We start from the raw sequence: 24109 nt of genomic DNA, 5'->3' as shown, positions 1-24109 counted from the left end.
GCACTGCGCATTGTGACCGGAAGCCACCATCCTGGTTCCCCGGTCAATAGTCAATATCAGCCAAATCAATAACTTGGCAAGGCGCCAGAGCAATGCCCTAGCGAGGTGCCAGCTCCCTCAGGTGCCGCGCCACCGCCAGCCACGCACCGATATACCCCAACAGCACCGCTCCCAGCAAGAGGGACAGGCCGTCTCCCGGTGGCACGCCGGCCAGTGCGAAGTCGCTGCCATACAAACCGGACAGGCGCACCACGGCATCGTTCAACCAGTTCAACCCGAAGGCCAGCACCAGCCAGGACAGCACACCGGCGCCCAGGCCGTACAGCGCGCCCATATAAAGGAAGGGCCGACGTACGTAGCTGTCGGTACCACCGACCAGCTTGATCACTTCGATCTCGGTACGACGGTTCTCGATATGCAGGCGAATGGTGTTACCGATCACCAGCAGCAGCGCCATGATCAGCAAAACCGTGAGACCAAAAACGAAACGGTCGCCCAACTTGAGGATCGCGCTCAAACGCTCGACCCAGACCAAGTCCAGCTGGGCCTGCTGCACGTTGGGCAGCTCTGCCAACCGCAAACGCAAGGCCTCAAGAGTGGCTTTGTCGACTTCCCTGGGCGTTACCAGCACAGCGCCGGGCAACGGGTTGTTCGGCAACTCCTTGAGGGCTTCGCCCAACCCGGACTGCTGCTGGAACTCTTCCAGGGCCTTGTCGCGGCTGATCCATTCGGCTTCGGCGACGGCGTCCATGCCGGCAATTTCTTCGCGCAGGGCCTGGCCCTGACTATCGCTGGCGTCGATAGTGAGGAACACCGAAATCTGCGCGGCACGCTCCCAAGTGCCGCCAAGACGCTCGACATTGCCAAGCAGCAGCGACAGGCCCATGGGTAGGCTCAGCGCCACGGCCATCACCAGGCAGGTGAAGAAGCTGCCGATCGGATGCTTACCGAGACGGCGCAGGCTATCGACCAGGCTGGCTCGGTGGCTTTCCACCCAGGCGTGGGCCAGGGTACGGAAATCCGGTTCGTCGTTCGGCCCCTGGGGCTCGGCGTTCTTCGGCGCAGCGCCGACACGCTGGGCCGGCTGGGGTGGTGGTACGCGGGAGGCACTCATTCTGCGGCCTCCCCGTCGCCGATCAGGCGGCCACGTTGCAGGGTGAGCATGCGATGGCGCATGCGCGCGATCAGTGCCAGGTCATGGCTGGCGATCAGTACGCTGGTGCCAAGGCGGTTGATGTCTTCGAATACGCCCATGATTTCCGCCGCCAGACGCGGGTCGAGGTTGCCGGTGGGTTCGTCGGCCAGCAGCAGTGCCGGACGATGGACGATGGCTCGGGCGATGCCGACGCGCTGTTGCTGCCCGGTGGACAGGTCGCCCGGGTACAGCTCGGCCTTGTCGCTGAGGGAAACCCGCTCCAGTGCAGCCCCGACACGGCGGCCGATATCGCTCTTGGAGAGGCCGAGAATCTGCAGCGGCAGGGCCACGTTGTCGAACACGCTGCGGTCGAACAGCAACTGGTGGTTCTGGAACACCACACCGATCTGCCGACGCAGAAAGGGGATCTGCGCGTTGGTGATCTGCGAAAGGTCCTGGCCGGCGAGCAACAGCTTGCCCGAGGTCGGACGCTCCATGGCCAGCAGCAACCGCAGCAGTGTGCTCTTGCCGGCGCCGGAGTGGCCGGTGACGAACAGGAACTCGCCGCGACGGACGCGGAAACTCAATTCATGCAACCCGACATGACCGTTGGGGTAACGCTTGCCGACCTGCTCGAATCGGATCATCACTGCTCCCGTTGCTGGAAAAGCGCCTGAACGAAGGGTTCGGCCTCGAAGGTGCGCAGATCGTCGATGCCTTCGCCAACGCCGATATAGCGAATCGGCAGGCCGAACTGCTTGGCCAGGGCGAAAATCACACCGCCCTTGGCCGTACCATCCAGCTTGGTCAGGGCCAGGCCGGTCAAGTTCACCGTCTGGTTGAATTGTTTGGCCTGGCTGATCGCGTTCTGACCGGTACCGGCATCCAGTACCAGCAGCACTTCGTGGGGCGCGCTGTCGTCGAGCTTGCCGATCACCCGGCGCACCTTCTTCAGCTCTTCCATCAGGTTGTCCTTGGTGTGCAGGCGCCCGGCGGTGTCGGCGATCAGCACGTCCATGCCACGGGCCTTCGCGGCCTGCACGGCATCGAAGATCACCGAGGCCGAGTCGGCACCGGTGTGCTGGGCGATCACCGCGATCTTGTTGCGCTCACCCCACACCTGCAACTGCTCGACGGCAGCGGCGCGGAAGGTATCGCCGGCGGCGAGCATGACCTTCTTGCCCTCGCCCTGGAGTTTCCTGGCCAGCTTGCCGATGGTGGTGGTCTTGCCGGCGCCGTTCACACCGACCACCAGAATCACGAAGGGCTGCTTGCCGGTATCGATGCGCAAGGGTTGTTCGACCGGGCGCAGCAGCGCGGCGAGCTCCTCCTGCAGGGATTTGTACAGCGCCTCGCTGTCGGTCAACTGCTTGCGCGCGACTTTCTGGGTGAGGCTCTGGATGATCGCCGTGGTGGCCTCGACGCCAACATCGGCGGTGAGCAGACGGGTCTCGATCTCGTCGAGCAGATCGTCGTCGATGGCCTTCTTGCCCAGGAACAGGCTGGCCATGCCCTCGCCCAGGCTGGCGCTGGTCTTCGACAAGCCCTGGCGCAGGCGGGAAAACCAGCCACCCTTGTTGTCCGACGGTTTGTTCTGCTCGGCGACCGGCGCGGGCACTTCGACCGGTGCGGCCAGCACGGCAGCCGGAGTGGTCGGCACGGGATGGAGAACGTCGCTGCCGGTGGCCAGTTCGACAGGGTGTTCGAGCGCGGCGGCAGGTTGCTCGGTGACCGGCTCGTTCTGCGCCTCGGGGCCATGGCGGGTCGGCAGCGGATCACTGGCCACTGGCTCTGGCTCTGGCTCTGGCTCGGCGATGATCACCGGCTCGACAGGTGCAGTCACCTCGGCCACGACCAGCTCAGGTGTCTCGAGCGCGGGCTCTGCCTGAGGCGCTGCGGGTGCAGGCTCGACGGGCTTTTTGCGCAGCCAGCCAAACAGGCCGCGCTTCTCGGTAGTTTTCTCTGCGCCCTGCTCGGCGCTGGCATCAGGGGCCGGGGTCTTGTTGTCGTCTTTTGAACCAAACATGGAGGACGGCTATCTCAGAGGGGCGAACGCCATGGCCCTCGCACGGTCGGGCTGAGGGCAGTGCTTGGCGGCAGGCGCGCGGGGGATTCGCACACCATCGCAGCACAGACGTGGTCGCCGGTAAAACGGATGCGTATCCTAGCACCTCCGCACCGCTCAGGGCGAAGCCAAGCGCGCCGTCTGGCGATGCGCGAGCATCCTGCATCAACGCGGCCCACCCGTGCCGCAATCGCCACGCCCGCCGTGGTTCAACGAGGAGAGAGGTTTGTCCAGTTCACTTGCCCGCCATCTCGCCGGCCTGCTGTTAGCCTGCGCCCTGCCCCTGGCAGTCCAGGCCGCGGCGCCGCAACCGACCCATGAATTCACCCTCGACAACGGCCTCAAGGTCGTCGTCCGCGAGGATCATCGCGCCCCGGTGGTGGTGTCCCAGCTCTGGTACAAGGTGGGTTCGAGCTACGAGACCGCCGGCCAGACCGGGCTGTCCCACGCCCTGGAACACATGATGTTCAAGGGCAGCCGCAAGCTCGGCCCGGGCGAAGCTTCACGGGTGCTGCGCGACCTGGGCGCCGAAGAGAACGCCTTCACCAGCGATGACTACACCGCCTATTACCAGGTGCTGGCCAGCGATCGCCTGGGCGTCGCCTTCGAACTGGAAGCGGACCGCCTGGCCAGCCTGCGCCTGCCGGCCGACGAGTTCTCCCGCGAGATCGAGGTGATCAAGGAAGAGCGCCGTCTGCGCACCGACGACAAGCCCTCGGGCCTGGCCTTCGAACGCTTCAAGGCCATGGCCTACCCGGCCAGCGGCTACAGCATCCCGACCATCGGCTGGATGGCCGACCTCGACCGCATGAGCGTGGATGAACTGCGCCACTGGTATCAGACCTGGTACGTGCCCAACAACGCCACCCTGGTGGTGGTCGGCGACGTGACCCCGGATGCGGTCAAGGCCCTCGCCCAGCGCTACTTCGGCGCGATCCCCAAGCGTGAAGTACCGGCTGCCAAGATTCCGCTGGAACTGCCGGCGCCGGGCGAACGACGCATCACCCTGCACCTCAAGACCCAGTTGCCGAGCCTGATGATGGGCTTCAACGTACCCGGGCTGCCCACCGCCAAGGCGCCGCGCGAGGTGCATGCCCTGCGCCTGATCGCCGCCCTGCTCGACGGCGGCTACAGCGCGCGCCTGGCAACCCGCCTGGAGCGCGGCCAGGAACTGGTTTCCGGGGCAGGCGCCTGGTACAACGGCTACACCCGCGGCGACAGCCTGTTCATGGTCTCCGCCACACCCAACGTGCAAACCGGCAAGACCCTGGAGCAGACCGAAGCGGGTATCTGGCGCGAGCTGCAAGACCTGCAGAAGAACCCGCCGTCGGCCGAAGAGCTGGCCCGCGTGCGCGCCCAGCTGATCGCCGGGCTGGTCTACGACCGCGACTCGATCACCAGCCAGGCCACCGCCATCGGCCAGCTGGAAACCGTTGGCCTGTCCTGGCAACTGATCGACCAGGAACTGGCCGAACTGGAAGCCGTGACCCCGGCCGATATCCAGAATGCCGCCAAGACCTATTTCACCCGCGACCGCCTCAGCGTCGCCCACGTACTGCCCGAGGAGAAGCGCGATGAGTAAGCGTAACGGCCCGCGCTACGCCCTGCTGGGGCTGGTCCTGATCGCCCTGCTGGTGGCCCTGACCTTCACCGTGCAGCGCTCCCCTGACGCCGCACCGGCCACTGCCGACGCGCCGAAGAGCGATGACACCCAGTTGCAATCCCTGGCCGAGCTGGACGGCAAGGCGCCCGAGCGGCGCAAGCTCGACATCCAGAGCTGGCAGACCGCCGAAGGCGCCAAGGTGCTGTTCGTGGAAGCCCGCGAGCTGCCGATGTTCGACCTGCGCCTGACCTATGCCGCTGGCAGCAGCCAGGATGGTGACGTGCAGGGCCTGGCCATGCTGACCAACGCCATGCTCAACGAAGGCGTACCCGGCAAGGACGTCGGCGCCATCGCAGCGGGCTTCGAAAGCCTCGGCGCCGAATTCGGCAATGGTGCCTACCGCGACATGGCCGTGACCAGCCTGCGTAGCCTCAGCGCGGCAGAGCAGCGCCAGCCGGCTCTGCAGCTGTTCGAGCAGGTGATCGGTCAGCCGACCTTCCCCGCCGATTCCCTGGCGCGTATCAAGAATCAGGTACTCGCTGGCTTCGAGTTCCAGAAGCAGAACCCCGGCAAGCTGGCCAGCCTCGAGCTGTTCGAGCGCCTCTACGGCAACCACCCGTATGGTCATCCCAGCGAAGGCACCCCCACTTCGGTTCCCGGCATCAGCCGCGAACAGCTGCAGGCCTTCCATGCCAAGGCCTATGCCGCCGGCAATGCGGTGATCGCGCTGGTCGGCGATCTGTCTCGGGAAGAAGCCGAGGCCATGGCCGCGGAGGTCTCCGCTGCACTGCCCAAGGGCCCGGCGCTGGCCAAGACCATCGCTCCCGAGGAGCCGAAAGCCGGCCTGACCCACATCGATTTTCCGTCCAACCAGACCCACCTGCTGATCGCCCAGCTCGGTATCGACCGCCTGGACCCGGATTACGCCGCGCTGTACCTGGGCAATCAGGTGTTCGGCGGCGGTGGTTTCGGTACCCGGCTGATGACCGAGGTGCGCGAGAAGCGCGGCCTGACCTACGGTGTCTACTCCGGCTTCAGCGCCATGCAGGCTCGCGGCCCGTTCATGATCAACCTGCAAACCCGTGCCGAGCTCAGCGATGGCACCCTGCAGCTGGTCAAGGACCTGCTCGGCGAGTTCATCGCCAACGGCCCGACCCAGGAGGAGCTGGACGCGGCCAAGCGCGAGACGGCCGGCAGCTTCCCACTGTCCACCGCGAGTAACGCCGCCATCGTCGGCCAGCTCGGCGCCATCGGCTTCTACGACCTGCCGCTGACCTATCTGGAAGACTTCATGGCCCAGGTGCAGGCGCTCAGCGTCGAGCAGGTGAAAACCGCCATGGCCAAGCACCTCGACCCCGAAGCGCTGGTGATCGTCACGGCCGGACCAAAGGTCGAACAGAAGGAGCTGCCGCCGCCCACCGACAAGCCAGTCGAATTGCCGACCGGCGTTCCGGAGCACTGATGGCCAGACGACCCACTCCCGCCAAGCCACCCGTCGCCCATGGTGGCGACGGGCAGTTGCGCATCATCGCTGGTCAATGGCGCAGCCGGCAGTTCGGCTTTCCCATGGCCCACGGCTTGCGCCCGACGCCCAACCGCGTGCGGGAAACCCTGTTCAACTGGCTGGCCCCCTACGTCGAAGCGGCCAAGGTCCTCGATCCGTTCGCCGGCAGCGGCGCGCTGTTTCTCGAGGCCCTGTCACGTGGAGCGGGCAGCGCCCTGGCACTGGATATCAACCCGGCAGCGGTGAACAGCCTGCGCGGTCATCTGGCGACCCTGCGCTGCGATAACGGCCAGGTGCTGCAGAGCGATGCGCTCGCTTACCTGCAGAGCCAGCTCCCTGCACCCTTCGATCTGGTGTTTCTCGACCCACCGTTCGGCCAGGACCTGCTCCTGCCAGCCTGTGAACTGCTCGAACGGCGCGGCTGGCTGGCCGACGATGCCTGGGTCTATACCGAGAGCGAGCAGCCGCCGTCGAGCCTGGGCATGCCCGGCAACTGGCGCCTGCACCGTGAACAGAAAGCCGGCCAGGTGCACTACGCACTGTGGCAGCGCAGCCATGCATGAGTCCACTCGGGTACTGCGCCAGGCCCTTGTCGATCAGGGCCTGGATCTGCGTGAGCAGGCCGCTGACGAGTGGCAGGGCGAAATTCCCCTGCCTGCCGATCTCGCGCGCTTCTACCGCAAGATCGGCCCCCACGACTGCACCCTGGAAACAGCAGGCAATCCCTTTTTCATTCCCTCGTTGAGCCGCCTGTGGAAACTGCAGGCCGGCTACCGCTGGCACGGTGTGAGCGGCGAACGCCTGATGGACTGGCACGATGACTGGCTGGTGGTGGCCGACCAGGGCGGCGATCCGTTCATTTTCGAGATAAGCAGCGGCAAGGTACTGCACGACCGCCACGGGGCGGGCGGCTGGCAGCCCTCGCCGGTGTTCAGCGGGCTGGAACAGATGATTGCCTGCCTGGCCTGCTTCGATGCGGTGTGGGCCAGCGCCGGCGACGACATCTTTCTCGACGACGACAGCGTCAACCCGGCGCATCGCGAACGCCTGATCGATGCCCTGCAACCTCTGCTGGGCGAACGCTCGGCAGCACAGGCGCTGGCTGAAGAGTTCGACTGGTAATGAGCGTGCCAGGCGTCTGCCGATGACCAGCACACCGCGCTTCGCCCCCGCCTGGTGGCTGTCGGGGCCGCATCTGCAAACGCTGTGGGGCTCGCTATGCCGTCGCCCACCGGTTCTCGAGCGGCAACGCGAGCGCCTGTGGCTGGAGGACGGTGACTTCCTCGACCTCGACTGGCACGGCCCCCACGACGCCCATGCCCCGCTGGTGCTGGTGCTGCATGGCCTGACCGGTTCATCGAGCTCCCATTACGTGCTCGGCCTGCAGCGGCAACTGGCAATCCAGGGCTGGGCCAGCGTGGCGCTCAACTGGCGTGGCTGCTCGGGCGAGCCCAACCTGCTGCCGCGCGGCTATCACTCCGGGGCCAGCGAAGACCTTGCCGAAACCGTGCGTCACCTGCGCGCCAAACGCCCCATGGCGCCGCTCTATGCAGTGGGCTACTCGCTGGGCGGCAACGTGTTGCTCAAGTACCTCGGCGAGAGCGGCGCCGAAAGCGGCCTGCAGGGTGCCACTGCGGTGTCGGTACCGTTTCGCCTCGATCAGTGCGCGGACCGTATCGGCGTAGGGTTCTCACGGGTGTACCAGGCCCACTTCATGCGCGCCATGGTCGCCTACGTGAAGGACAAGCAGCGCCTGTTCGCCCACCAGGGCCAGGCAGACCGCCTGTCGATCCTGGAAAAGCTCGGCCCGCTGGACGGCATGCGTACCTTCTGGGATTTCGACGGCCGCATCACCGCGCCGCTGCACGGTTTCGAAAACGCCGAAGACTACTATCGCCGTTCCTCGAGCCGCTATTACCTGGGGCGCATCCGGACGCCAACGCTGCTGATCCAGTCCAGCGACGACCCGTTCGTATACCCCCACAGCCTGCCCGAGGCCGATGAGCTGGCGCCCTGCATCACCTTCGAACTGCACGCCAGGGGCGGCCATGTGGGCTTCATCGACGGCACCGCGCGCCAGCCCGGTTACTACCTGGAGCGGCGCATCCCTGCCTGGCTGCTGGCGATGGATCAGCGCCTCCAACCCAGCGCCTCCACCCCGATCGGTTCGTAGAGGAGCCAGGCATGGTCGACAACCCCGGTTTCGTGCAGAGCGAGCAGCAAATCGATGCCCTGCAACAGCGCTTTCAGGCACAGCGCGAGGCCTTCATGGCCAACCCGATGCCCTCGGCCGAACAGCGCATCGCCTGGCTCGACAGCCTCAAGGCGCGCCTGCTCAGCGATCAGGACCAACTGGTTCGCTGCATCAGCGAGGACTTCGGCAATCGCAGCGTCGATGAAACCCGGCTCGCCGAAATGCTGCCCGCCGTGCACGGCATCCGCTACACACGCAAACGCCTGCGCCGCTGGATGAAGCCCTCGCGACGGTGTGTCGGCCTGCCCTTCATGCCCGCCTCGGCTCGGGTGATCTATCAGCCGCTGGGTGTGATCGGCATCATCGTGCCGTGGAACTACCCGCTGCTTCTCGCCATCGCCCCACTGGTCGGCGCACTGGCCGCCGGCAACCGGGTGATGCTCAAGCTCAGCGAAGCCACCCCGCAGACGTCGCAGCGCCTCAAGGACATGCTGGCGGGTATCTTCCCGGACGACCTGGTCAGCGTGGTGCTCGGCGAGGCCGATGTCGGCATGGCCTTCGCGAAGCTGCCGTTCGATCATCTGCTGTTCACCGGCGCCACCCATATCGGCCGCCAGGTGATGCGTGCCGCCGCCGAGAACCTGACCCCGGTGACCCTGGAGCTGGGCGGCAAATCCCCCGCCCTGGTCTCCGCCGACGTGCCGCTGGAACACGCCGCCGAACGCATCGCCTTCGGCAAGACCCTGAACGCCGGGCAGACCTGCGTGGCCCCCGACTACGTGCTGGTGCCGCGCCAGCGACTGGAGGGCTTCGTCGATGCCTATCGCCGTGCGGTGCAGCGTTTCTATCCACAGGTCGAGGGCAACCCGGACTACACCAGCATCATCAATGCACGCCAGCAGCAGCGCCTGCTCGGTTACCTGAACGACGCCCGTGACAAGGGCGCGATGGTGATTCCACTGGCCGCCGAATGCGCGGACCGGCGCATGCCGCCTAGCCTGCTGCTGAACGTCGACGACAGCATGCTTGTGATGCAGGACGAAATCTTCGGCCCGCTGCTGCCGGTCGTGCCCTACGACCGGCTCGACGATGCACTGGCCTACATCGCCGCACGCCCGCGGCCTCTGGCGCTGTACTATTTCGGCTACAACCGCCGCGAGCAGCACCACGTGCTCCACCATAGTCACTCCGGTGGCGTGTGCCTGAACGACACCCTGCTGCACGCCGCTCAGGACGACATGCCCTTCGGCGGCGTCGGCGCCTCGGGCATGGGCCACTACCACGGTCACGAGGGCTTTCTGACCTTCAGCAAGGCCAAGGGTGTGCTGGTCAAGCCACGCTTCAACTCCGCACGGCTGATCTACCCGCCATACGGCAAGGCGCTGCAGCGCCTGGTCTACCGGTTGTTCATCCGTTGACGAGCGCTGCGCCAGCGCGATTAACGCCCACATCCGCAGCGCCGGGCAGGCCATCGACTTGGCCCGCCCCGGCGTGCTGCGCTACCATCCGAGTCCCCAACGCTCCCGCCAGGACGTCACGATGAATCGAGTGTTATACCCAGGCACCTTCGACCCCATTACCAAGGGGCACGGCGATCTGGTCGAGCGCGCCTCGCGCCTGTTCGACAGTGTGGTCATCGCGGTCGCCGCCAGCCCGAGGAAGAACCCGCTGTTCTCGCTCGAACAACGTGTGGAACTGGCCCGTGAAGTCACCCGGCACCTGCCCAACGTCGAAGTGATCGGCTTTTCCACGCTGCTCGCCTCGTTCGCCAAGGAGCAGGGTGCCAACGTGCTGCTGCGCGGCCTGCGTGCGGTGTCGGACTTCGAATACGAGTTCCAGCTGGCCAACATGAACCGCCAATTGGCACCGGACGTGGAAAGCCTGTTTCTCACCCCGTCGGAGAAGTACTCGTTCATCTCCTCCACCCTGGTACGGGAAATCGCCAATCTCGGCGGCGACATCACCAAGTTCGTCCATCCTGCCGTGGCCCAAGCCCTGAGCGAACGCTTCAAGGCACAGTGATCCCGGCGGCAGCACGCCGGCAATCCCACACGCAGTGCAGGGGCGTCGTTCCGTACGGCGCCCGAGCGTGCGCTGGCGGTGACAATCCGGCACAATCCTGCATTCCTGTTTGAATGTGTCGCGGCCAATGGCCCGGCAGGAGCGCGCCCTTCATGTCCCTGATCATCACCGACGATTGCATCAACTGCGACGTCTGCGAACCCGAGTGCCCGAACGCGGCGATCTCCCAGGGTGAGGAGATCTACGTGATCGACCCCAGCCTGTGCACCGAGTGCGTAGGCCATTACGACGAGCCACAGTGCCAGCAGGTCTGCCCGGTGGACTGCATTCCCCTCGACGAGAACAACGTCGAGAGCAAGGAGCAACTGATGGAGAAATACCAGATCCTTACCGGCAAGGCCTGAGTGAGTCGCTCTCCCCGCGGTCGATACGCCACGTCGGTACTCTTCAACGCGCTGTTGCTGCTGTGCAGCCTCGCCCTGCAGGCCAGCGAACAACCCGCTCGCAGCGCGATCGCCACAGCGCACCCGGCCGCCACCGTCGCCGGCCGGGAAACCTTGGCGCTGGGCGGTAACGCCTTCGACGCCAGCGTCGCCATCAGTGCCGCCCTGGCGGTGGTGGAACCCTACGGTTCAGGGCTCGGCGGCGGCGGTTTCTTCCTGCTGCGCAACGCCGACGGCCACTACGATTTTCTCGACGCCCGCGAACGCGCGCCTGGCGCTGCGCATGCCGACCTCTATCGACGCGATGGACAGGTACAGACGGCGCTGTCACGCGATGGCGCGCTCGCCGCAGCCATTCCGGGCCTGCCTGCGGCGCTGGTCGAACTGGCTGAGCAACACGGTCGCCTGCCGTTGCGCGACAGCCTGGCCCCGGCCATCCGCCTGGCCCGCGAAGGTTTCCCGGTCGACCGCGTGTACCGCGAGCGCGCCGAAATGCGCCTGGCAGCCATGCGCGACGATGCGGAAACCGCCCGGCTGTTTCTGCGCGGCGCGGCGGTGCCCGCGGAGGGTACGCTGCTGCGCCAGCCGGAGCTGGCCGAAACCCTGCTGGCGCTCGCACGCGAAGGTCGCCAGGGCTTCTATGCGGGACCGCTGGCCGAGCGTCTGGTGGCAGGCGTGCGCGCCGCGGGCGGCATCTGGACGCACCAGGATCTGACCGACTACCGCGTCGTGCACCGCCAACCCCTGCGGGTGCCGCTGAGCGAAGGCCGTGAGCTGATCAGCGCGCCACCGCCTTCAGCCGGCGGCCTGGCCCTGGCGCAGAGCCTACTGATGCTGCAGCGCCTGCACTGGCGCGAGGCCGATCCGCTGCAGCGTAGCCATCTGGTGGTGGAGACCTTGCGCCGGGCCTATCGGGATCGAGGGCTGTTGGGCGACCCGGATTTCGTCGACAGCCCGACCGCCCGCCTGCTCAACCCGGATTACCTGCAACGCCTGAGTGACGGCATCGATCCGCAGCGCGCCACACCCAGCAACCAGCTGCCGCCCGCCGGTCGCTGGAAGGAAGGCGACCACACCACCCACTTCACCGTCCTGGACGCCAACGGCAACGCGGTGAGCGCCACCCTGTCGATCAACCTGCCGTTCGGCGCCGCCTTCACCGTGCCCGGTACTGGCGTGCTGCTCAACGATGAAATGGACGACTTCGCCGCCGACCCTGCAGGGGCCAACGCCTACGGCCTGGCCGGCAGCCGCGCCAATGCCATCGCTGGCGGCAAGCGGCCGCTGTCGAGCATGAGCCCGACCTTCGTGGAAAGCCCCAGCGAGCTCACCAGCTTCGGCACGCCAGGCGGCAGCCGCATTCCGAGCATGGTGCTGCTGTCGATCCTCGACTACCTGGACGGCCAGCCGATCGCCCACTGGCCAGCAGTGCCGCGCTATCACCACCAGTACCTGCCGGACGTCATCGAGCACGAGCCACAGGCCTTCAGCGCCGCGCAGATCGCCGACCTGCAGGCACGCGGCCATCGCCTGCTGAAACTGGATCGGGAATATGGCAACCAGCAGGTGCTGCGTTGGAACAAGGCCAGCGGCGAAGTGGAGGCGGCCAGCGACCCGCGGGGTATCGGCAGCAGCGATGTGCCAGCGCCCCGCTGAAACGCCCCAGGACGGTCAGTGACGGCGCAGCAGGCTCTGCGGCGCGATGCCGAAGGCCTTGCGAAAGGCGTGGCTGAAATGGGAAAAGTCCGAGAAACCGAAGTCCAGCGCCGCCTGGGACACGCTGCGCACGTGCCCCCGCTCGATGGCGTCGCGGCTGGCTTGCAGGCGCGCCTGCCAGATCACCGACACCGGCGTCTTCTGGTGGCGTGCGAAGGCCCGGGTGACGGTGCGTGTGGAGACATGATGGGCCTGGGCGATACGTTCTATGCCCAGGTCCGCCTCGGTGAGGTGGCGGTTGATGTAGTTCATGGCCCTGGCGTAGAGATCCCGCTCCGAGCTGGTTTTTTCCAGGTCCTGCAATTCCAGGCTCAGCACCAGCAGGTCCAGCAGCGTCTGGGAAAAGCGCACGGCGATGTCGGTATCCAGCAGGCTCTCCGGGGCCTCGGTGGCCTGGCGCAGCATCTCGCGCAAGGGCACCACGCCGGGACGGCGCTCGTCGAGCACCATGGCGGTCAGGTGCTCGACGTCCGGAAGGCGTGAGCTCAGCAAGTGACGGGGGATACGCACCAGGTGGTTGGTGCCACCGAGGCTGAAACGAAACGTCTGCGAGGCGTCATACAGGAACAGCTGGTCGGATGCCAGCCTGGCTGCCCGTCCCCCCTGCTCCAGTTGCCCGAAGCCATGGCGGCTGAAACCGAGCCACAGGTCGTCATCCGGCCCGCTGCGCAGGTGCCGCGCCGTACGCTCCCAGTAGTGCTCGGGGGAAGACAGCGTGCAGATGTCCAGCACCCCCAGTTCGCGAACATCCAGAGAACCCTCGAAGCCCGCGGTGAGGGGCTTGCTCGCGGCCGGAATGCAGTGGCGCAACACCACCTCCTTCCAGTATTCGAAGCGTTGTGAAGGATCGATGGCCACAGTCGAGTAGTGGGAGTTGCCCATGGCGAACACCTCGTATCGGTAGATCCACTGCAGTGGTGAACGGAATCGGTCGCCGTACGATGCAATCGACAGGCCATGATCCGAATACCCTTCAATCGCCACCCGAGATGATTCCGCCCGGGCGTGGCGCAATGCCTCGCACGCCGCCTCGAGCGGCCCCGGTGCATAGCGACGCATGGACCGTCCGGGCCATGTTGCGAAGCAGCCAATGACCCAGAGCGGTGCGCTTCGCACCCTTACGGAACATCGCCATTAGTACCGTGCCCCCTTGTCCTTTTCAACCAAGCGGCTGTCCTTTTCAAGCAAGCGTGGCGGCGGCATCGCCCCTAACGTCTGTCGCGTCGATGTTCTCAATCAGCCTGATCGACGAGGAAAGGCCATGCCCCCACAACGACAGACATCCCTGGCCGCAGACTTGCGCCTGACACGGTGGCCCGCCTGCTTTGCGCTGGAAACGAGTGTCCTGGTGATTCTTCGCGGGCGGCAACGCCGCCCCCGGTGCGAACACCCGCACTCCGCCTGAACAACAACTAGAACTGGAGCAACCATGGAATCCGCTATCGACAAGCACCTGAAATGTCCCCGTACGCTATCGCGCCGCGTACACGACGACTACCAGCCACCCTTTCCGATGTTCGTCGGTCGCGCGCAGCGGAACCTGGAGCAGGTGGTGATGGCCTACCTGGGCGTGCAGTTCCGCGAGGAGCGCCGCGCCGATGCCCTGCAGGCGATGCGCGAAATCGTCGCCAGCCTCGATGCAGCCGATGGCCCGGGCCATCATGACCTCAGCTACCACCTCGACAACCAGGGCCATGGCAACTTCATCGTGGTCGGCTACTGGCGCGACCCGGCCGCCTACTGCCGCTGGCTGCGTTCGCCGGGCGTGGAGGGCTGGTGGAGCGCCGACCAGCGCCTGCACGAGGGACTGGGCTACTTCCGCGAAGTGTTCGCCCCGCGCGCCAGCCAGTTCGAGACCCTGTACGCCTTCAAGGACGACCTGCCCGGCGTCGGCGCCATCCTGGACGGCATCAGCGACGAGATTCAGGAACATGGCTACTGGGGCTCGGCGCGCGACCGTTTGCCCGTCTCGCAGACCGACTGGCTGCAGGCGGGTGATGCGCTTCAGGTGGTCCTCGGCGACCCGGCCAAGGGTGGCCGGGTGACGGTGCGCGGCCACGACAACCTGACGTTGATCCGCTCCGGGCAGGACTGGGCCGAGGCCGGTCAGGAAGAGCGCGAACTGTACTTCAATGACCTGTTGCCGCCGTTGCAGGACGGCATGGACTTCCTGCGCGACCAGGGCCAGCCACTGGGCTGTTACAGCAACCGCTTCGTGCGCAATATCGACCTGGACGGCAACCTGCTCGACATCGCCTACGACATAGGCCACTGGCGCTCGCTCGACCGGCTGGAGCGCTGGGCCGAGTCCCATCCCACCCACCTGCGCATCTTCACCACCTTCTTCCGCGTGGCCGCCGGCCTGCAGAAGCTGCGGCTGTACCACGAGGTGTCGGTATCGGACGCCACCCAGCAGTTGTTCGAGTACATCAATTGCCACCCGCAGACAGGAATGATGCGCGACGCACAGCCCCTGCCGAGCTGACCGAGAAGCCCCGCACTCCCCACCCCGGCGCGCCCACCGCGCAGGGGTGTGGGTGACCATTTCCCGCAGAAAGGATTTCGATCATGCAAAAGAACCACTACCTGTCGCTCGCCGCCCTGTTGCCAGCCGTCTGCGCCCAGGCCATCGAAGTGACCCCCGGCGATTACGAACAGCTTCCGGCCGGTACCACCCTAGGTCTGGTCTACTACCAGCACTCGACCACCGATGCCCTGTATGCCGGCGGGGACAAGTCCAGCTCGGACTTCAGGCTGACCTCCGACGTCGGCATCCTGCGCCTGATCCATGTCATCGGCCTGAGCGACAGCGTCACCGTCGATCCCCAGGTGCTGCTGCCCTTCGGCCAGGTCGACGGCAGCGGCGACGCCTCGGCACTGGGCGATGCCAGTGGCACGGCCGATCTTATCCTGGCGGCACCGATCAGGCTGCGGCTCAACCAGGCCCGTGACGTCATCGCCCTGACGCCCTACCTCTACGTACCGACCGGCCGCTACGACAACGAGAATACGCTCAACCTCGGCGAGAACCGCTGGAAACTGGATCTGCAGGCCGCCTACGTGAAGCATTTCTCGGAGAAATGGGCCCTCGACCTGGTCGGGGATGCCATCTGGTACGGCGACAACGACGACGTCGGCGCCGCCTCCGTACGCCGCGAGCAGGACGTCTCCTACGCCGCCCAGGTGATGGGCCGCTACATGCCCACTGCCGGCACCTCGTTCGCCATCGGCTTCGGCCACAGTTGGGGGGGTGAGAACGAGGTCGCCGGTATCAGGCAGGACGACGCCATGCAGACCACCAATTTTCGCGTTACCGCCGCTACCTTCGTCACCCCCAAGGATCAGCTGCAGGTGCAACTGGGCAGGGATCTCGCCGTGGAAAACGGGTCTCGCGAGGATTTCCGCGTGAACCTTCGCTACCTGCACATCTTCTGACGCCGGCTCGCGTCCGGGTGCTGGCAGGGCTGTCCTTCTCGACCAAGCGACTGTCCGTTTCAACCAAGCACCGACGAGTCGCCAGGCATAGCGTGGAACCAGGCGCCCAAGCGGGATCGCCGCAAGCAAGAGCCACAGAGGCGTCCCCTTGGACGGACTCTCGACTATCCAGACAGCTGCCGGCTGCGACGAGCCGGCACGGTACACAGGAACCCACATGGCCATCGTCCGCCCCACCGCCGAACAACTGCAAGACCTCGCCAGCCGCCTGCACATGCGCCTGACGCCCGAGCAGGCCAACGAATACCTGGCACTCATGCAAGGCAGCTTCGACGCCTACGACCTGATCGACGAGTTGTCCGACGAAGTGCCGCCGGTGCGTTATCCACGCGCCGGCGGCCACCGTCCCGCCGCAAGCGAGAACCCGCATAACGCCTGGTACTACCGCACCGAGATCCAGGGCGCGGGTGAAGGCAAGCTGGCCGGCCGCAGCGTGGCGCTCAAGGACAACGTCGCCCTGGCCGGCGTGCCGATGATGAACGGCAGTTCGACCCTGGAAGGCTTCGTGCCGTCCTACGACGCCACCGTGGTCACCCGCCTGCTGGATGCCGGCGCGACGATCCTCGGCAAGGCCACCTGCGAACACTTCTGCCTGTCCGGCGGCAGCCATACCTCCGACCCCGCGCCGGTGCACAACCCGCGCCGGCGCGGCTACATCTCCGGCGGCTCATCGTCCGGCAGCGCTGCCCTGGTGGCCGCCGGCGACGTGGACATGGCCATCGGCGGCGACCAGGGGGGATCGATCCGCATTCCCTCGGCCTTCTGCGGCACCTACGGGATGAAGCCGACCCATGGGCTGGTGCCCTACACCGGCATCATGCCGATCGAGGCCACGGTGGACCACGCCGGGCCGATCACCGCCAACGTGCGTGACAACGCGCTGATGCTGGAAGTCATCGCCGGCGCCGACGGCCTCGACCCCCGCCAGTACGCACCGCCGGTCGACGCCTACAGCCAGGCACTGGGACGTGGCGTGCAGGGGTTGAAGATCGGCATCCTCGGCGAAGGCTTCCAACTGGCCAACCTGGATCCGCGGGTGGCCGACAAGGTGCGCGAGGCCATCGCCCGCCTGGAAAGCCTGGGCGCCGAGGTCAGCGACGTATCGGTACCGGCGCACACCTTGGCCGCCGCGCTCTGGCAGCCGATCGGCTGCGAAGGGCTGACCGCGCAGATGATGCACGGCAACGGCATGGGCTTCAGTTGGAAGGGCCTCTATGACGTAGCGCTGCTGGACCGGCATGCCGCCTGGCGCGACAGCGCCGACACGCTGTCGGCCACCCTCAAGCTGTGCATGTTCGTCGGCCAGTACGGCCTGGAGCGCTACAACGGCCGCTACTACGCCAAGGCGCAGAACATCGCGCGGCGTGCCCGGGCCGGCTACGACCAGGCGCTGGAGCGCTACGACCTGCTGCTGATGCCCACCGTGCCGATCATCGCCCAGCCCCTGCCGCAGTCGGGCGCATCGCTGGCCGAGTATGTCACCCGCGCATTCGAGATGATCGGCAACACCGCGCCGCTGGACATCACCGGGCACCCGGCCATGTCCATCCCCTGCGGGCAGGTCGATGGCCTGCCGGTGGGCCTGATGCTGGTCGCTCGCCACTACGCCGAAAGCACCATCTACCAGGCGGCTGCCGCCTTCGAAGCCAGCGCCGACTGGCAGACGCTGTAAACCCCGACAAATGCTTCTAACCCGTGCAGACAAACCGATGAGGATCGACGCGATGAGCAAAGCCGTATCCCAGGCATCCACCTCCACGCCCGGCGAACGGGCCTGGGCCCTGTTCCAGGTCATGCAGGACAAGAACCTGATCCCCGAGGGCTACCTCGAAAGCCTGACCGACCTGATGGCCAACCAGTTCGACCCGGCCAACGGCGCCCGCGTGGTAGCCAAGGCCTGGGTCGACCCGGCGTACCGCGCGCTGCTGCTGCGCGACGGTACCGCCGCCTGCGCCGAGTTCGGCTACACCGGCCCGCAGGGCGAATACATCGTGGCCCTGGAGGACACGCCCACCCTCAAGAACGTCATCGTCTGCAGCCTGTGCTCCTGCACCAACTGGCCGGTGCTCGGGCTGCCGCCGGAGTGGTACAAGAGCTTCGAATTCCGCGCCCGGCTGGTGCGCGAAGGACGCACCGTGCTGCGCGAGCTGGGTACGGAGCTACCCGAAGGCATGACCATCAAGGTCTGGGACACCAGCGCGGAAAGCCGCTACCTGGTCCTGCCCATGCGCCCTGAAGGCACCGAGCACCTGAGTGAGCAAGACCTGCAGGCACTGGTCACCAAGGATGTGCTGATCGGCGTCGCGCTGCCCGGCAAGCCCTGAGACAAACCGCTCATCATTTTCCAGCTTTCGGAGGTAATCAGCATGAATGGCTTTCACGATCTCGGCGGTTTCCAGGGCTTCGGCCGCATCCCCCACACGATCAACAGCCTGAGCTACAAACCGGTATTCAAGGAAGACTGGGAACACCTGGCCTACGGCCTGATGTTCGTCGGTGTGGGTCATCTGCAGAAATTCAGCGTCGACGAGGTGCGCCATGCCGTCGAGCGCATCGATGTGCGCCAGCATGCCGGCACCCGTTACTACGAACGCTACGTCATCGCCACGGCCTCGCTGCTGGTCGAGACCGGGGTGCTGACCCAGGAAGAGCTCGACCGCGCGCTGGGTTCGCACTTCAAGCTGGCCAATGCGCCGCAGTCCACTGGCCGTCCGGCGATCACCGGCCGCCAGCCCTTCGAGGTGGGCGACCGGGTGCTGGTGCGCGACGAGCACGTCACCGGGCACATCCGCGTGCCCGGCTACGTACGCGGCAAGCAGGGCGTGGTGCTGCACCGCACCACGGAAACCTGGCCCTTCCCCGATGCCATCGGCCATGGCGACACCCGCGCGGCGCACCAGCCGAGCTATCACGTGGAGTTCAAGGCGAAGGATCTCTGGGGCGACGCCTGCGACGACGGCCTGGTGGTGGTCGACCTGTTCGAGAGCTACCTGGATAAGGTCACCGTCACGCCGGACAGGGCCTCCACCGCCAAGACACCCGTGGCCCAAGCGGTGCCGGCATGAGGGACGGCGCCGTGTCGCAGCGGCTGCCGGTGACCGTCCTTTCGGGCTTTCTCGGTTCCGGCAAGACGACGCTGCTCAACCACATCCTGCGCAACCGCGCAGGCAGGCGGGTGGCGGTGATCGTAAACGACATGAGCGAGGTCAATATCGACGCCGAGGACGTGCAACGCAGCGTCGAGCTGCACCACGGCCGCGACGAACTGGTGGAGATGAGCAACGGCTGCATCTGCTGCACGCTGCGCGCCGACCTGCTGGAGCAGGTCAGCGCGTTGGCGCGCCAGAACCGCTTCGACTACCTGCTCGTCGAGTCCACCGGGATCGCCGAGCCCATGCCCGTGGCCGAGACCTTCGCCTTCCTCGACCAGGCCGGTTTCAGCCTCAGCGAACTGGCGCGCCTGGACACCCTGGTCACCGTGGTCGACGGCAGCCACTTCCTGGAACTGCTCGACTCGCGGGAGACGGTGGTAGGCGAGACGCAGGCGGGCACGCCGCTGCGCGCGCTGTCCGACCTGCTGGTCGAGCAGGTGGAGTACGCCAACGTGATCCTCGTCAGCCGCCTGGACCTGATCGGCGAACCCGGTTTCCAGGCCTTGCGCGCTGTGCTCAGCGGGCTCAACCCGGATGCGCACATCCTGCCCATGGCCCACGGCGCCATCGACCTGTCGACGATCCTCGACACCGGCCGCTTCGACCTGCCGAGCCTGATGCAGTCGCCCGGCTGGATGCAACGCCTGGAAGACAGCGACCAGCCTGCTACGGAAGCGGACACCTACGGCATCGCCTCCTGGGTCTACCGAGAGCGCACGCCCTTCCACCCACAGCGCTTGCTGGATCTGCTCCAGCGCCCCTGGAACAACGGCAGGCTGCTGCGTAGCAAGGGCTACCTCTGGGTCGCCAGCCGACACCTGGACACCGGCCTGCTGGCCCAGACCGCCGGACGCTTCGGCTGGCAATACGTCGGGCGCTGGTGGCGTTTCATCGAGCGCAGCGAATGGCCTCGCGATAGCTATCGCTGCCAGGCGATCCTGGGCAAATGGGACGAGATCGTCGGCGATTGCCGGCAGGAAATCGTGTTCATCGGCCAGGGTATCGACCTGCAGGCGCTGAAAGCAGCGCTGGACGCCTGCCTGCTGACCCCCGAGGAGATCCTCGGCGGTCCGGCGAGCTGGCCCATGCTGCCCGGCGCAGCCGCTTTCGACCACCTGGCCTTGCCGGCATGAGCGGGTCGTTTCGGACCACTGGCGGGCAGCAACAATCACTGCAGGACGCAAGAACGGGAGGTCTTTGATGGCGTTTTTCGCCAGCGGCACCCACAAGGCACTGGCTCGGCTGGCCGACTGGCTGGAGAGGCCGCACGCCAACCTGCAGCTCGGCAGCCGCGATCCCATTCTGCAACGCATCGTCGCCAGTGGCGAACGCCTGCTCGCCGACCACACGGCGCTGCGGGCACAGGTGGCCGCGCTGGAAGCAGAGCGGCAGCAACTGGCGAACCGGCTCGGCGAATGCGAGGCCTGCCTGCGAGATCGGCAGGCGCACTGGCAACTGGCGGCGCACACGGCCAACGGGCTGTTCTGGGAACTGCAGCTCGACGGCGACCTGCTGCCAGCCGGTGATGCAGCGCTGCAGTGGAGCGGTAGCCTGGCGGCAATGGCGCAACCGCCCACACGCCTGAGCCTGTTGCACGAGCGTCTGCACCCGGACGACCGTCAGGACAGCCGGGACGCGCTGGCACGACATCTGGCCGATCGTGGTGGCCAGACCCGCTATCGGATCGAAGTACGCCTGGCCACCGATACCGGCGATTACCGCTGGGTGCATGTGCGTGGCGAGACCCAGCGTGACGAACGCGGACTGCCACGGCGCTGCGTCGGCAGCCTGCACGATATCCACGAGCAGCGCCTGCGTGACCAGCAGTTCGCCCTGCTATCGACCCGCTTCGAGATTTCCCGCGAGTGCATCCAGGATGCGCTCTGGGATATCGACATCCTTGCCGGCGACCCGGCCAATCCGGACAACGTCATCTGGTTCTCGTCGCAGATGCGCCGCCTGCTCGGCCACCAGACCCTCGAGGAATTTCCCGACGTGTTCGACAGCTGGTTGTCCCGCCTGCATCCCGAAGACAGCCAGCGCGCCGTACAGGCTTTCGTCGACCATGTCGGCGACCGCTCCGGGCGAACCCCCTTCGATGTCGTCTACCGGCTCAGGCACAGTAATGGCGAGTACCGCTGGTTTCGCGGCCGCGGGCAGACCCGGCGCAGCGCCGACGGCACGCCGCTGCGCACCGTGGGCGCGATCAGCGACGTGCATGCCAGTCACGAAGAGAGCCAGCTGCGCCAGGCCCAGGAACGGCAGCACCAGGCAATACAGGAAAACCTCGTCAAGCTGACGCAGATCGTCGGCGCCATTCAGGGCATCGCCAACCAGACCAACCTGCTGGCCCTCAATGCGGCCATCGAGGCGGCACGGGCGGGCGAGGCGGGCCGTGGCTTTGCCGTGGTCGCCGACGAGGTGCGCAAGCTGGCCACCCGCACCAGCGAGGCGACCCAGCAGGCCACCGGCATGATCGAAGGCCGCTGAGTCCGCCGGCAGCCCTGCGCTCAGTCGAGGACGATCAGCCGCTCGTCGCTGCCCCCCAGCCGTCGCAGTTCATGGAACAGCGGCTGTTCCTCGCCGATCAGCAGGACGTTGCGCAGGCTCTGGATGATGCGGCTGGCGTAGCCCAGGTCGTTCATCAGCGAGCTGGTCTGCAGGCCATCCAGTCTTCCGCTGCGCACCTGGGCGAACAGGCGCTGCCGAAAATCACCGTCGAAGCGTGCCGCCTTTCTGTCCAGTGCCTGCAAATTCGCGCGCCAGGGCGTTTCATCCAGGGTAGAGCGCGCCAGGTCATGGACTTCGTGCAATACCGCCAGCAGATGGCCACGCAGCTCCACATAAGCATCGCGGGCCGCCGACGGATCAGCGCCGAGGTAGTGGCCGAGATTCTTTTGCAGGTGCTTGGCGTCCTTGACCGCGTCCACCAGCTGCAACGCCGCCACCTGGCAGGCGACCCAGAACTGCTGGTGCTGCTCGTCCAGCGGTTGCTCCAGACGACCCATGAAACTTAGCAGGTCCCCATAGACCCCCTTGATATGCTGCTGGTACAGCGTCTCGGCATCCAAGTGGAAACGCTCTGGCGGCGCCTGCAACACGGCCGGCTCGATGCGCGCTCTGGTCAACTGGTCCACCGGCAGATACAGGGCATGGCAGATCACCTCCAGGCTCAGGCGCCCGAGGTGGCCGAGTTCCTGAACCACGGCGCCGGCCGCCGCGTCGGCTGAGTCCAGGGCTCGCTCGTTCAGGTAACGCGCCGTTGTGCGCTCCGGCTGGGCCGGATCCAGCTCGGTGATCAGTACCCGGGGCTCCTGGCGATCCGGCAGCCAATGGGTCAGGCGCTGCGCCAACTGGCGCTGCCAGGGCCAGAACAGGGCCACCCCCATGGCATTGAACAGGGTATGGAACATGGCCAGCTGGATCATCGGGTTGTCGCCCAGACCGACCAGCGCGGCGCCGGCCTGCACCAGCCACGCCAGCGGGTCGAGCAGCATGAACGCCAGTACGCCGGTCAGTACGTTGAACAGCACATGGGCCAGTGCCAGGCGCTGGCCGCTGCGGTTGCCGCCGAGCGAACCGACGAACGCGGTGGTCACGCTGCTGCCGATATTCGAGCCGATGGCGATGGCCAGGCTCTGGCCCAGCTCCAGTTGACCACTGGCGAGCGCCGCCAGGGTCAGCATCAGGGTGGCATGGCTGGACTGCAGCACCACCGTCACCAGCAGGCCGATAGCGGCGAACAGCAGGCTGCCGAGAATCCCCTGTACCTGATAGGCCGTCATGTCCAGGCCATCGCCGAAACTCGCGAAACCCTCCTTGATCTGGTCGATGCCGAGAAAGATGAAAGCGATGCCCAGCACGATGCGCCCGGCCGCCTTGCTGCGCGGCCCCAGGAAACTCGCCAGCACGCCGAATACCAGCAAGGGCAGCGCCAACGGCGAAAGGCTGAGGTTCTGCCCGGCCATGGCCAGCAACCAGATACCGCTGGTGGCGCCCAGGTTGGCGCCGAACAGGATGGCGATGCCGCCGGCCAGTTGAATCAGCCCGGTGCTGATGAAGGCGATGGTCAGCAGCGAAACCAGGGTACTGGACTGCAGCAGGAAGGTACCGCCGACACCGAACAGCAGGCTCCTGAATGGCGTTGACGTGCTGCGCCCGAGCAACTGCTCCAGCTTGCTGCCCGCCAACTGCCGCAAGCCCTCTTCCAGGCATTGCATGCCGAACAGGAATAGCGCCAGGCCGGCACAGAGCTGCGTCCAGGGCGCACTGAACCAGAAGGACAGCCCCAGCCCGAGCACCACCAATGGCAGGATGAACAGCATCGATCTATTGCCCACCGGCACCTCCTTTGCCTGTATCCAAACGAAAACGGCCCCCGACTCTGCGAGCGTCAGGGGCCGTCTGGCAACCCGGCGATCATTGCCGCTGGTTGTAACCATCCCCGGTGCAGCCCAGGCAGCGGACGAAAGCCGCCTTGCCTGGCTCGACCACCAGCGCTCGGCCGGTGGCACCGATGCCGCCGCCCATCGCCGAGAACGGCAGCGCCACCACGAAGGCCGCTGCACCGATGACCGTGGCACCGATCAACAGCGGACGGGCGATCAGCAGGTCACCGATCATGGCGAAACCATCCGGGGCCTGAACGGTATAGAGCGGGTCTCCGCTGACATTCTGCGGCACCTCTTGCGCGTTGGCAGCGAGTGCCAGCGAGGCAGCAGTCAGCGCCAGAACAGCAGCGCAAGAGCGAAACAGTTTCATGGGGCGATCCTTCAGAGGT

22 protein-coding genes are annotated in these 24109 nt (G+C 66.3%); 16 read left to right on the top strand and 6 right to left on the bottom strand.

The features are described 5' to 3' along the window. Window positions 1–97: 97 nt before the first annotated feature. Genes ftsX through ftsY form a run of 3 tightly spaced genes read right to left on the bottom strand, consistent with a single transcriptional unit; the run spans window position 98 to window position 3161 of the window. Window positions 98–1114: a permease-like cell division protein FtsX gene (gene ftsX / locus BLR94_RS22110; protein ID WP_084308069.1), complete on the bottom strand. Its 1017-nt coding sequence runs from the start codon at window positions 1112–1114 to the stop codon at window positions 98–100. Next, window positions 1111–1782 (bottom strand): cell division ATP-binding protein FtsE, encoded by a 672-nt coding sequence (ftsE, locus tag BLR94_RS22105; RefSeq protein WP_042555949.1) that lies wholly within the window; start codon window positions 1780–1782, stop codon window positions 1111–1113. Before ftsE ends, ftsX begins: the two co-directional genes overlap by 4 nt. After that, window positions 1782–3161 carry a signal recognition particle-docking protein FtsY gene (gene ftsY / locus BLR94_RS22100; protein ID WP_084308068.1) on the bottom strand — a complete coding sequence of 460 codons (1380 nt, stop codon included), beginning with the start codon at window positions 3159–3161 and terminating at the stop codon, window positions 1782–1784. Before ftsY ends, ftsE begins: the two co-directional genes overlap by 1 nt. 265 nt (window positions 3162–3426) lie before the next feature. Here ftsY and BLR94_RS22095 point away from each other — a divergent pair, with 265 nt between their 5' ends. The 9 genes from BLR94_RS22095 to ggt all read left to right on the top strand — a co-directional run bounded on the left by BLR94_RS22095 (window position 3427) and on the right by ggt (window position 12622). Further along, a complete protein-coding gene (locus tag BLR94_RS22095) occupies window positions 3427–4782 on the top strand; it encodes a M16 family metallopeptidase (protein ID WP_084308067.1) in 1356 nt (451 codons plus the stop codon). After that, window positions 4775–6265 (top strand): M16 family metallopeptidase, encoded by a 1491-nt coding sequence (locus tag BLR94_RS22090; RefSeq protein WP_084308066.1) that lies wholly within the window; start codon window positions 4775–4777, stop codon window positions 6263–6265. The genes BLR94_RS22095 and BLR94_RS22090 overlap by 8 nt, the downstream gene beginning before the upstream one ends. Continuing rightward, the gene (gene rsmD, locus BLR94_RS22085) at window positions 6265–6870 is read left to right on the top strand and encodes a 16S rRNA (guanine(966)-N(2))-methyltransferase RsmD (protein WP_084308065.1); all 606 of its coding nucleotides are present in this window, start codon (window positions 6265–6267) and stop codon (window positions 6868–6870) included. The genes BLR94_RS22090 and rsmD overlap by 1 nt, the downstream gene beginning before the upstream one ends. Then, window positions 6863–7429, top strand: coding sequence for a hypothetical protein (locus BLR94_RS22080; RefSeq protein ID WP_084308064.1), 567 nt, complete (start codon window positions 6863–6865; stop codon window positions 7427–7429). Before rsmD ends, BLR94_RS22080 begins: the two co-directional genes overlap by 8 nt. A gap of 22 nt (window positions 7430–7451) precedes the next feature. Further along, window positions 7452–8480: a hydrolase gene (locus tag BLR94_RS22075; RefSeq protein WP_084308063.1), complete on the top strand. Its 1029-nt coding sequence runs from the start codon at window positions 7452–7454 to the stop codon at window positions 8478–8480. A gap of 11 nt (window positions 8481–8491) precedes the next feature. Then, window positions 8492–9919, top strand: a complete 1428-nt coding sequence (locus BLR94_RS22070) for a coniferyl aldehyde dehydrogenase (RefSeq protein ID WP_084308062.1) — start codon at window positions 8492–8494, stop codon at window positions 9917–9919. 121 nt (window positions 9920–10040) lie between these two features. Further along, complete coding sequence (gene coaD / locus BLR94_RS22065) at window positions 10041–10523, top strand: pantetheine-phosphate adenylyltransferase (protein ID WP_084308061.1); 483 nt, start codon at window positions 10041–10043, stop codon at window positions 10521–10523. Window positions 10524–10675: 152 nt separating this feature from the next. Then, window positions 10676–10927: a YfhL family 4Fe-4S dicluster ferredoxin gene (locus BLR94_RS22060; RefSeq protein ID WP_084308060.1), complete on the top strand. Its 252-nt coding sequence runs from the start codon at window positions 10676–10678 to the stop codon at window positions 10925–10927. Beyond that, window positions 10928–12622, top strand: a complete 1695-nt coding sequence (gene ggt / locus BLR94_RS22055) for a gamma-glutamyltransferase (RefSeq protein WP_084308059.1) — start codon at window positions 10928–10930, stop codon at window positions 12620–12622. A 15-nt stretch (window positions 12623–12637) separates the two neighbouring features. Here ggt and BLR94_RS22050 read toward each other — a convergent pair whose 3' ends face one another. Next, complete coding sequence (locus BLR94_RS22050; RefSeq protein WP_084308108.1) at window positions 12638–13564, bottom strand: helix-turn-helix domain-containing protein; 927 nt, start codon at window positions 13562–13564, stop codon at window positions 12638–12640. 547 nt (window positions 13565–14111) lie between these two features. On the opposite strand from BLR94_RS22050, the gene oxdA reads away from it, so the two are divergent. From oxdA to BLR94_RS22015, 7 genes are all read left to right on the top strand, one after another. Beyond that, window positions 14112–15167 carry an aliphatic aldoxime dehydratase gene (gene oxdA, locus BLR94_RS22045; RefSeq protein ID WP_084308058.1) on the top strand — a complete coding sequence of 352 codons (1056 nt, stop codon included), beginning with the start codon at window positions 14112–14114 and terminating at the stop codon, window positions 15165–15167. Window positions 15168–15250: 83 nt separating this feature from the next. Next, entirely contained in the window at window positions 15251–16117 is an 867-nt protein-coding gene (locus tag BLR94_RS22040) for a transporter (RefSeq protein WP_084308057.1), read from the top strand. 217 nt (window positions 16118–16334) lie between these two features. After that, window positions 16335–17849, top strand: coding sequence for an amidase (locus tag BLR94_RS22035; protein WP_084308056.1), 1515 nt, complete (start codon window positions 16335–16337; stop codon window positions 17847–17849). A gap of 52 nt (window positions 17850–17901) precedes the next feature. Further along, window positions 17902–18501: a nitrile hydratase subunit alpha gene (gene nthA, locus BLR94_RS22030; protein WP_084308055.1), complete on the top strand. Its 600-nt coding sequence runs from the start codon at window positions 17902–17904 to the stop codon at window positions 18499–18501. A gap of 42 nt (window positions 18502–18543) precedes the next feature. Then, a complete protein-coding gene (gene nthB, locus BLR94_RS22025) occupies window positions 18544–19242 on the top strand; it encodes a nitrile hydratase subunit beta (RefSeq protein ID WP_084308054.1) in 699 nt (232 codons plus the stop codon). Next, window positions 19239–20462, top strand: a complete 1224-nt coding sequence (locus BLR94_RS22020) for a GTP-binding protein (RefSeq protein WP_084308053.1) — start codon at window positions 19239–19241, stop codon at window positions 20460–20462. The genes nthB and BLR94_RS22020 overlap by 4 nt, the downstream gene beginning before the upstream one ends. 67 nt (window positions 20463–20529) lie before the next feature. After that, window positions 20530–21819, top strand: a complete 1290-nt coding sequence (locus tag BLR94_RS22015) for a methyl-accepting chemotaxis protein (RefSeq protein ID WP_084308052.1) — start codon at window positions 20530–20532, stop codon at window positions 21817–21819. A gap of 20 nt (window positions 21820–21839) precedes the next feature. On the opposite strand, the gene BLR94_RS22010 is transcribed toward BLR94_RS22015, so the two are convergent. Both BLR94_RS22010 and BLR94_RS22005 read right to left on the bottom strand, forming a co-directional pair. Further along, on the bottom strand, window positions 21840–23654 hold the full coding sequence (locus BLR94_RS22010) for a Na/Pi cotransporter family protein (protein WP_084308051.1): 1815 nt from the start codon (window positions 23652–23654) through the stop codon (window positions 21840–21842). Window positions 23655–23748: 94 nt separating this feature from the next. Continuing rightward, window positions 23749–24090 (bottom strand): multidrug transporter, encoded by a 342-nt coding sequence (locus BLR94_RS22005; protein ID WP_084308050.1) that lies wholly within the window; start codon window positions 24088–24090, stop codon window positions 23749–23751. Window positions 24091–24109: the final 19 nt, after the last annotated feature.

Origin of the sequence: Phytopseudomonas flavescens, from assembly GCF_900100535.1 — a bacterium.
GTDB lineage: Bacteria > Pseudomonadota > Gammaproteobacteria > Pseudomonadales > Pseudomonadaceae > Aquipseudomonas > Aquipseudomonas flavescens.
This window is presented reverse-complemented; position numbering and strand designations above follow the sequence as displayed.

Coding starts and splice junctions, on each gene's coding strand:
- ftsX (WP_084308069.1), bottom strand. CDS start 1,114: ATGAGTGCCTCCCGCGTACCACCACCCCAGCCGGCCCAGCGTGTCGGC.
- ftsE (WP_042555949.1), bottom strand. CDS start 1,782: ATGATCCGATTCGAGCAGGTCGGCAAGCGTTACCCCAACGGTCATGTC.
- ftsY (WP_084308068.1), bottom strand. CDS start 3,161: ATGTTTGGTTCAAAAGACGACAACAAGACCCCGGCCCCTGATGCCAGC.
- BLR94_RS22090 (WP_084308066.1), top strand. CDS start 4,775: ATGAGTAAGCGTAACGGCCCGCGCTACGCCCTGCTGGGGCTGGTCCTG.
- rsmD (WP_084308065.1), top strand. CDS start 6,265: ATGGCCAGACGACCCACTCCCGCCAAGCCACCCGTCGCCCATGGTGGC.
- BLR94_RS22080 (WP_084308064.1), top strand. CDS start 6,863: ATGCATGAGTCCACTCGGGTACTGCGCCAGGCCCTTGTCGATCAGGGC.
- BLR94_RS22075 (WP_084308063.1), top strand. CDS start 7,452: ATGACCAGCACACCGCGCTTCGCCCCCGCCTGGTGGCTGTCGGGGCCG.
- BLR94_RS22070 (WP_084308062.1), top strand. CDS start 8,492: ATGGTCGACAACCCCGGTTTCGTGCAGAGCGAGCAGCAAATCGATGCC.
- coaD (WP_084308061.1), top strand. CDS start 10,041: ATGAATCGAGTGTTATACCCAGGCACCTTCGACCCCATTACCAAGGGG.
- BLR94_RS22060 (WP_084308060.1), top strand. CDS start 10,676: ATGTCCCTGATCATCACCGACGATTGCATCAACTGCGACGTCTGCGAA.
- BLR94_RS22050 (WP_084308108.1), bottom strand. CDS start 13,564: ATGGGCAACTCCCACTACTCGACTGTGGCCATCGATCCTTCACAACGC.
- oxdA (WP_084308058.1), top strand. CDS start 14,112: ATGGAATCCGCTATCGACAAGCACCTGAAATGTCCCCGTACGCTATCG.
- BLR94_RS22040 (WP_084308057.1), top strand. CDS start 15,251: ATGCAAAAGAACCACTACCTGTCGCTCGCCGCCCTGTTGCCAGCCGTC.
- BLR94_RS22035 (WP_084308056.1), top strand. CDS start 16,335: ATGGCCATCGTCCGCCCCACCGCCGAACAACTGCAAGACCTCGCCAGC.
- nthA (WP_084308055.1), top strand. CDS start 17,902: ATGAGCAAAGCCGTATCCCAGGCATCCACCTCCACGCCCGGCGAACGG.
- nthB (WP_084308054.1), top strand. CDS start 18,544: ATGAATGGCTTTCACGATCTCGGCGGTTTCCAGGGCTTCGGCCGCATC.
- BLR94_RS22020 (WP_084308053.1), top strand. CDS start 19,239: ATGAGGGACGGCGCCGTGTCGCAGCGGCTGCCGGTGACCGTCCTTTCG.
- BLR94_RS22015 (WP_084308052.1), top strand. CDS start 20,530: ATGGCGTTTTTCGCCAGCGGCACCCACAAGGCACTGGCTCGGCTGGCC.
- BLR94_RS22010 (WP_084308051.1), bottom strand. CDS start 23,654: ATGCTGTTCATCCTGCCATTGGTGGTGCTCGGGCTGGGGCTGTCCTTC.
- BLR94_RS22005 (WP_084308050.1), bottom strand. CDS start 24,090: ATGAAACTGTTTCGCTCTTGCGCTGCTGTTCTGGCGCTGACTGCTGCC.